9 protein-coding genes are annotated in these 7,179 nt (G+C 66.3%); 8 read left to right on the top strand and 1 reads right to left on the bottom strand.

Features of this window, described 5'->3' with window-relative positions:
- From VK533_RS15700 to VK533_RS15665, 8 genes are all read left to right on the top strand, one after another.
- Nucleotides 1–1,422: carboxyl transferase domain-containing protein (locus tag VK533_RS15700; RefSeq protein ID WP_324379412.1), on the top strand; the 1,422-nt coding region annotated here is incomplete at its 5' end.
- Complete coding sequence (locus tag VK533_RS15695) at nucleotides 1,422–1,769, top strand: DUF3088 family protein (RefSeq protein WP_324379410.1); 348 nt, start codon at nucleotides 1,422–1,424, stop codon at nucleotides 1,767–1,769. The genes VK533_RS15700 and VK533_RS15695, both read left to right, overlap by 1 nt.
- A 22-nt stretch (nucleotides 1,770–1,791) precedes the next feature.
- Nucleotides 1,792–2,262, top strand: a complete 471-nt coding sequence (locus VK533_RS15690) for a hypothetical protein (RefSeq protein WP_324379408.1) — start codon at nucleotides 1,792–1,794, stop codon at nucleotides 2,260–2,262.
- A 1-nt stretch (nucleotide 2,263) separates the two neighbouring features.
- Entirely contained in the window at nucleotides 2,264–4,168 is a 1,905-nt protein-coding gene (locus tag VK533_RS15685; protein ID WP_324379406.1) for an acetyl/propionyl/methylcrotonyl-CoA carboxylase subunit alpha, read from the top strand.
- On the top strand, nucleotides 4,165–4,638 hold the full coding sequence (locus VK533_RS15680) for a GNAT family N-acetyltransferase (protein ID WP_324379404.1): 474 nt from the start codon (nucleotides 4,165–4,167) through the stop codon (nucleotides 4,636–4,638). The genes VK533_RS15685 and VK533_RS15680 overlap by 4 nt, the downstream gene beginning before the upstream one ends.
- 10 nt (nucleotides 4,639–4,648) lie before the next feature.
- Nucleotides 4,649–5,104: a MaoC family dehydratase gene (locus VK533_RS15675; RefSeq protein WP_324379402.1), complete on the top strand. Its 456-nt coding sequence runs from the start codon at nucleotides 4,649–4,651 to the stop codon at nucleotides 5,102–5,104.
- Nucleotides 5,104–5,940: a CoA ester lyase gene (locus VK533_RS15670; RefSeq protein ID WP_324379400.1), complete on the top strand. Its 837-nt coding sequence runs from the start codon at nucleotides 5,104–5,106 to the stop codon at nucleotides 5,938–5,940. The genes VK533_RS15675 and VK533_RS15670 overlap by 1 nt, the downstream gene beginning before the upstream one ends.
- Nucleotides 5,937–6,782, top strand: a complete 846-nt coding sequence (locus VK533_RS15665; RefSeq protein ID WP_324379398.1) for a sulfurtransferase — start codon at nucleotides 5,937–5,939, stop codon at nucleotides 6,780–6,782. Before VK533_RS15670 ends, VK533_RS15665 begins: the two co-directional genes overlap by 4 nt.
- Before the next feature lie 4 nt (nucleotides 6,783–6,786).
- Here the strand turns inward: VK533_RS15665 and VK533_RS15660 are convergent.
- Nucleotides 6,787–7,179, bottom strand: a 393-nt coding sequence (locus VK533_RS15660; protein ID WP_324379396.1) for a deoxyhypusine synthase family protein, incomplete at its 5' end; no start/stop codon positions are given.

Genomic DNA, 7,179 nt, shown 5'->3' with positions numbered 1-7,179 from the left:
CGCATCACGCGTCTGCTCGATCCGGCGTCACCCTTCCTCGAGATCGGCCAGCTCGTCGCCAACGGCCTTTACAGCGATGAGGTGCCCGGCGCGGGCATGATCGCGGGCATCGGCCGCGTTTCGGGCCGCGAGGTGATGATCGTCGCCAATGACAGCACGGTCAAAGGCGGGACTTACTATCCGCTGACGGTCAAGAAGCATCTGCGCGCGCAGGAAATCGCGCAGGAGAACCGGCTGCCCTGCATCTATCTGGTCGACAGCGGCGGCGCGAACCTGCCGCATCAGGCCGAGGTTTTCCCCGACCGCGACCATTTCGGGCGGATTTTCTTCAACCAGGCCAACATGTCCGCGCTCGGCATCCCGCAGATCGCAAGCGTGATGGGCAGCTGCACCGCGGGCGGCGCCTATGTGCCCGCCATGTCGGACGAGAGCGTGATCGTGCGCGGGCAGGGGACGATCTTCCTCGCCGGCCCGCCTTTGGTGGAGGCTGCGACCGGCGAGATCATCTCGGCCGAGGAATTGGGCGGTGCCGACACGCATGGCCGCAAGTCGGGCGTGGTCGATCATATCGCCGAGAATGACGAACATGCGCTGACGATCGTGCGCGATATCGTCGCTACCCTTGGCCGAGCGCAGCAGGCGGATATCGACCTCGCGGAGCCGCGCCCGCCCAAATATGACCCCGAAGAGCTGTACGGCATCGTGCCGACCGACGTGCGTGCGCCCTACGACGTGCATGAGGTGATCGCGCGCATCGTTGACGGCTCCGAGATGCACGAGTTCAAGGCCAATTACGGGACCACCCTGGTGTGCGGCTTCGCGCGCATCTGGGGGATGCCGGTCGCGATCCTCGCCAATAATGGCGTGCTGTTCAGCGAGAGCGCGCAGAAAGGCGCGCATTTCATCGAGCTCGCCTGCCAGCGCCGCATACCCTTGCTGTTCCTCCAGAATATCTCCGGCTTCATGGTTGGTGGCAAATATGAGGCGGAAGGCATTGCGAAACATGGCGCAAAGCTGGTGACCGCCGTCGCCACCGCATCCGTGCCCAAGATCACCGTCCTGATTGGCGGCAGCTTCGGCGCGGGCAATTACGGCATGTGCGGCCGGGCTTATTCGCCCCGTTTCCTGTTCACCTGGCCCAATGCGCGGATCAGCGTGATGGGGGGCGAGCAGGCGGCATCGGTGCTCGCCACCGTCCATCGCGACGCAGAAAGCTGGACGCCCGAACAGGCCGAGGCGTTCAAGGCACCGATCCGCCAGAAATACGAGGACGAGGGCAATCCCTATTACGCAACCGCGCGGCTGTGGGACGATGGCGTCATCGATCCCGTCCAGACCCGCGACGTGCTTGGCCTGGCTTTGGCCGCCACGCTGAACGCGCCGATCCCCGATCACGCGCGGTTCGGCATCTTCAGGATGTGATGGTGAAGGATCGGCTTTACCTGCTGGAAAACGAGTTTGCCGACCCCGATATGCCGGGGCGGAGCTTTTATTGCCGCGATTGCATTGCCCTCAACGGCATCCTCGCGGCATTCCCCGATTGTGGCCACGATCTGGAGGTCATTCGCGTCGCCTTTCCGCGTCCGCGCGCGGCGGTGATCGACGCGATCGGTGTCGACAATCAATGGCTGCCGGTTCTGGTTTTTGTGGGTGACGCGCCGGCCGAGCTTGCCGACCGCACGCATGAAGGGACGCATTTCGTCACGGATATGCCGCGCCTGCTCCATGCCCTGCATGTGCGCCATGGCTTTCCGGAGGCACATCCATGACCGGCATATTGAGGATTGATCGATGCTGTTGAGCCTGCTCCTTGCCGCCGCCACGCAGACCGCCAAACTGCCGCCCTGGAATCCGCTGCCGCAGGACGGAACCGCCGAAGCCGCGGTGATGGTGCCGATCAACGCGATGTTCGCCGGCCTGGAGGCGCGCGACGGCACCCTGATCCTCGCGCAGACGCGGCCGGAGGGCAGCGCCACCGTCGTTTCCGAGAAAACCGACGGCACGCGCTCTGTCCGCCACATGAGCTGGAGCGATTTCGCGGGCGGGATCAAACCCGGCCCCGAACATTATCGCGAAAAACTCACCGACGCGGCGGTCGAGATCGATGGCGATATCGCGATGGTATGGTCGCCCTATGTCTTCACCGTCGACGACAAGCCGCTCCATTGCGGCGTCGACCATTTCGATCTGATCCGCGAAAACGGCGCGTGGAAGATATTGAACGTGACCTGGTCTGCGCGGACGACGGGTTGCGGGGGCTAGCGTGATCAAATCGCTCCTGATCGCCAATCGCGGCGAGATCGCGCGGCGGATCATCCGCACCGCGCGCGAACTGGGCGTGCGCACGATCGCGGTTCACTCCGATGTCGATGCCGACATGCCGTTCGTACACGAGGCGGACGATGCGGTGTGCATCGGCCCGGCGCCGGCGCGGGAGAGCTATCTCGATCAGGGCAAGATATTGGCGGCGGCGAAGGCGACGGACGCGGAGGCGATCCATCCGGGTTACGGCTTCCTCTCCGAAAATGCCGAATTCGCGGAAGCCGTGGTTGCCGCCGGTTTGATCTGGGTCGGCGCACCACCGGCCGCGATCCGGGCGATGGGCCTGAAGGATGCGGCCAAGACGCTGATGACCAAGGCCGGCGTTCCGGTCACGCCAGGCTATCTCGGCGAGGATCAGTCGCCCAAGCGGCTGCAGGCCGAGGCCGACAAGATCGGCTATCCGGTGCTGATCAAGGCGGTGGCGGGCGGCGGCGGCAAGGGCATGCGCCGGGTCGAGGCCGCGGCTGACTTCGCCGATGCGCTCGCCTCCTGCCGGCGCGAGGCGGCCTCCTCGTTCGGCGACGATCGCGTGCTGATCGAGAAATATGTGCTCAACCCGCGCCATATCGAGGTGCAGGTATTCGGCGACACGCATGGCAACGTGGTCCACCTGTTCGAGCGCGATTGCTCGCTCCAGCGCCGCCACCAGAAGGTGATCGAGGAAGCGCCCGCACCGGGCATGGACGAGGCGACCCGCGCGGCGATCTGCGCGGCGGCGGTCAAGGCGGCGCAGGCGGTCGACTATGTCGGCGCTGGCACGATCGAGTTCATCGCCGATGCCTCCGACGGCCTGCGCGCCGACCGCATCTGGTTCATGGAAATGAACACCCGCCTCCAGGTCGAGCATCCGGTGACCGAGGAGATTACCGGCCAGGATCTGGTCGAGTGGCAATTGCGCGTCGCATCCGGCGAACCTTTGCCCCTGCGCCAGGACGAATTGTCGATCAACGGCTGGGCGGTCGAGGCGCGGCTCTATGCCGAGGATCCGGCGCGTGATTTCCTGCCGTCGATCGGGGCGATCGATCATCTCCATCTCTCGGAGGACGTACGCATCGAAAGCGGCGTGGAGGAGGGCGATATTGTCTCCTCTTATTACGATCCGATGATCGCCAAGCTGGTGGCGCATGGCGCCACCCGCGATGATGCGCTCGATGCGCTCGCCGATGCCTGCGCCGAAGTGGAATGCGAACCGGTGCGGACCAATGCCTGGTTCCTTGCCCGTTTGCTCGATGCCGAGCCGTTCCGGGACGGCACGATGACGACCAACACGATCAGCGAATTGGGCGAAGCCGTGACGGCCGCACCCGAGCCGAGCGAGACCCTGTTGCAGGCGGCGGCGGGGCAAGCGGTCTTCCACGATCGGTTCGTGCGCGACGGCGCGCGCGATCCCGGTTTCGCGCGTTTTGCCGGGCTGTTGGGCTTCCGCCTCAACGCCGCACCCGATCTGCGCGTGCTGCTCGATATCAATGGCGCGCAGCAGCAGGTCGATTATGATTTCCTGGAGGAGGCCGGCGCGGTTTCGGGCACGCAGGACGGGCTGCAGACGATCCTGTTCGAGGATGGTGCCACCTTTGTCACCGCGCCGCATGCTTTCCGCGGGGTCGCGGGCGCGGCCAGCGGCGGTGGCGCATTGACCGCACCGATGCCGGGCCGGATCGTATCGGTGGATGTTGCGGAGGGCGCGTCCGTCACCGCCGGCCAGCGGCTGGTCGTGCTGGAAGCGATGAAGATGGAGCAGGCGCTGGTCGCGCCGTTCGATGGCATCGTCGCCGAACTGAAGGCGGTCGCGGGCGCGCAGGTGAGCGAAGGCACGTTGCTGGTGCGGATCGAGAAGCCGGAGGCGTGAGCGCGCTTCAGATCCGCGACGCGGCTGAGGCGGATATCGCCGCCATCGTCGCGTTGCTGGCCGATGACGATAAGGGCCGCCTGCGCGAGGGCGGAAGCGATCAGCTCGACCAGGGTTATTTAGCCGCCTTCGCCGCGATCGACGCCGATCCCAACCAGCGCCTGCTGGTCGCCGAGCGCGACGGCGCGATCGTCGGCACCTTCCAGCTGACTTTCATCGCCGGCATGTCGCGTCGCGGTGCCTGGCGCGGCCAGATCGAGGCGGTCCGGATCGCGCGCGACCTCCGCGGTCAGGGGCTGGGGCGCGAGATGATCCAGTGGGCGGTCGAACGTTGCCGCGAACGCGGCTGCCGCATGGTGCAACTCGCGACCGACAAGAGCCGCCAGCGCGCGCATGCCTTTTACGAACGGCTCGGCTTCGAGCCGAGTCATGTCGGGATGAAGCTCCATCTTTCCGGCGCGGGCGTGTAGGGAGGGGACCATGGCAGGCCGGTATTATGACGAATGGCAGATGGGCGACCGGATCGAGCATCCGATCCGCCGCACCGTGACCGAGACGGACAATCTGCTGTTCTCGACGCTGACACATAACCCGCAGCCGCTCCATATCGACGCGGAAGCGGCGAAGGCGAGCGAGTTCGGCCAGATCCTCGTCAACGGCACTTTCACCTTCGCGCTGATGGTCGGGCTGTCGGTGGGGGAGACCACGCTCGGCACGCTCATCGCCAATCTCGGCTACGACAAGCTGGTCATGCCCAAGCCGGTTTTCCTCGGCGATACGCTGCGGGTCGAGACCGAGGTGGTCGAACTGAAGCCGAGCAAGTCGCGTCCCGGCGCGGGCATCGTCACGTTCGCGCATCGCGCGATCAACCAGCGCGACGAGGTGGTCTGCTCGTGCCGGCGCATGGCCTTGATCAAGGGCAAGGCGGCCGCCTGATGCGCCTGCGGTCGCTTCTGTTCGTGCCGGGTGACCGGCCTGACCGGATGGAGAAGGCGCTGGGCTTCGGCGCCGACGCGCTGATCCTCGATCTGGAGGATTCGGTCGCGGAGGCGAAGAAGGTCGAGGCGCGCGAGGCGGTCGTGGATTTCCTCGGCCGTGCGGATCGTTCGGTGCCGCTGCTCGTACGGGTCAATCCGCTCGGCAGCGCGCATATCGATGCCGATCTGGTCGCGGTCACGGCCGCGCGCGCCGACGCGATCATGTTGCCCAAGGCGGAGGGCGCGAAGAGCATCCTTGCTTTGTCGACCTGGACCGGTCTGCCGATCCTGCCGATCGCGACCGAAACGCCCGCAGCCGTGTTCGCGCTCGGCAGTTATGCCGAGGTCGGCGATCGCCTGCTCGGGCTGACCTGGGGCGCGGAGGATCTGCCCGCGGCGATCGGCGCCACCGCCGCACGTGAGACAGATGGCCGCTACACCGCGCCGATCGAGACGGTGCGGTCTTTGGCCCTGTTCGCGGCGCATGCGGCCGGCGTCGCCGCGATCGAGACGGTCTATCCCGATTTCAGCGATCTCGACGGGTTGGCGGCCTATGCCGCGCGCGGTGCGCGGGACGGCTTCACCGGCATGATGGCGATCCATCCCGATCAGATCGCGGTGATCAACCAGGCCTTCACGCCGAGCGACGGCGATGTCGCGGCCGCGCGTGCGATCGTGGATGCCTTTGCCGCCAATCCGCATGCGGGTGTGCTCGCGGTCGACGGCAAGATGGTCGATGCGCCGCATCTGGCGCAGGCGAAGCGCGTGCTGGAGCGCGCGGGGCAGGGGGCGTGAGCCATCACCCCCTGATCGAGGTAGGCGATCTCGCGCGCCTGATCGAGCAAGGCGATGTGCTGGTGTGCGATTGCCGGTTCGATCTGGGCGACCCCGAAGCCGGGCATCGCGCCTATCGCGAAGGGCATATTCCCGGCGCGATCTATGTCGATCTGGAACGGGACCTCTCGGCCGCGGGGAATGGGCAGAATGGCCGCCATCCGCTGCCGGACCGTCTGGTGTTTGCCGCGCGCATGGCCGCTTCTGGCGTCCCCCAGGACAGGCTGGTGGTCGGCTATGACACATCGGGCGGCTTTTATGCGTCGCGCCTGTGGTGGATGCTGCGCTGGGTAGGGCACAGCCAGGCGACGGTGCTCGACGGCGGATTGGATGCCTGGATCGCGGGTGGGCTGCCCCTCAAGCAGGGCGACGAGCAAGCCCCGCCCGGGAATCTGACGGCCTCAGCCGAGCCCGCCATGCCCTCGATCGATGTTGCGGGCATCGAGGCCAATCTGGACGGCGGCGATCTTCTGGTGGTCGATGCGCGCGGCGCCGCGCGCTTCCATGGCGAGCCGCATCCGCTCGATACGGCGTCGGGCCATATTCCCGGCGCGGGCAATCGCTTCTTCCAGCTGAACCTGACGCCCGAAGGCCGTTTCAAGCCCGCGGACGAACTGGCGGCCGAATTCGCGGCCGTGCTGGGCGGCACTGCGCCCGACAAGATCGTGCATCAATGCGGGTCGGGCGTGACCGCGACCCACAATCTGCTGGCGATGGAAGTGGCGGGGCTCGCGGGCTCCCGCCTCTATCCGGGTTCGTGGAGCGAGTGGACCAGCGATCCGACCCGCCCCATCGAAACCTGAGAGATCAGGCGAACAGCTTCGCCCAGCCGCGCTTCGGGCGGTTCTTCCAGTGACCGCGATGATAGGCGTCCGACGCCAGCAGCGGGATGACCGAGCCGGCTTCCGCGAACACCATCTGTTCGATGCCGGTGTTGACCTTGCCCCAGCTGGCAGCCTCTTGCAGGGTCGAGGAGGAGCACGCCCCGTCGCGGACGTCGGCAACGGTGATCTGCACCGCATATTTATGCACTTCGACATCGTCGTGGCCCAGGATTTCGGCGCAGACGACCGTGTCCTGGATGAAGTTCTTGGGCACGCCGCCGCCGATCATCAGCAGGCCGCTGGTGCCGGCCTTGATCTTGATGTCGGTCAGCTCGCGGAAGTCGGCGATCGCATCGAGCACCATGGAGGGCAAGCC

This window comes from Sphingomonas sp., assembly GCF_035317925.1.
Classification (GTDB): Bacteria; Pseudomonadota; Alphaproteobacteria; order Sphingomonadales; family Sphingomonadaceae; genus Sphingomonas_I.
Note: the sequence above shows the minus strand (reverse complement) of the source record. Positions and strands in the feature narration are given on the sequence as shown.

Excerpts from the sequence above, each read along its gene's own strand:
- VK533_RS15695 (WP_324379410.1), top strand. The coding sequence starts at position 1,422 with ATGGTGAAGGATCGGCTTTACCTGCTGGAAAACGAGTTTGCCGACCCC.
- VK533_RS15690 (WP_324379408.1), top strand. The coding sequence starts at position 1,792 with ATGCTGTTGAGCCTGCTCCTTGCCGCCGCCACGCAGACCGCCAAACTG.
- VK533_RS15675 (WP_324379402.1), top strand. The coding sequence starts at position 4,649 with ATGGCAGGCCGGTATTATGACGAATGGCAGATGGGCGACCGGATCGAG.
- VK533_RS15670 (WP_324379400.1), top strand. The coding sequence starts at position 5,104 with ATGCGCCTGCGGTCGCTTCTGTTCGTGCCGGGTGACCGGCCTGACCGG.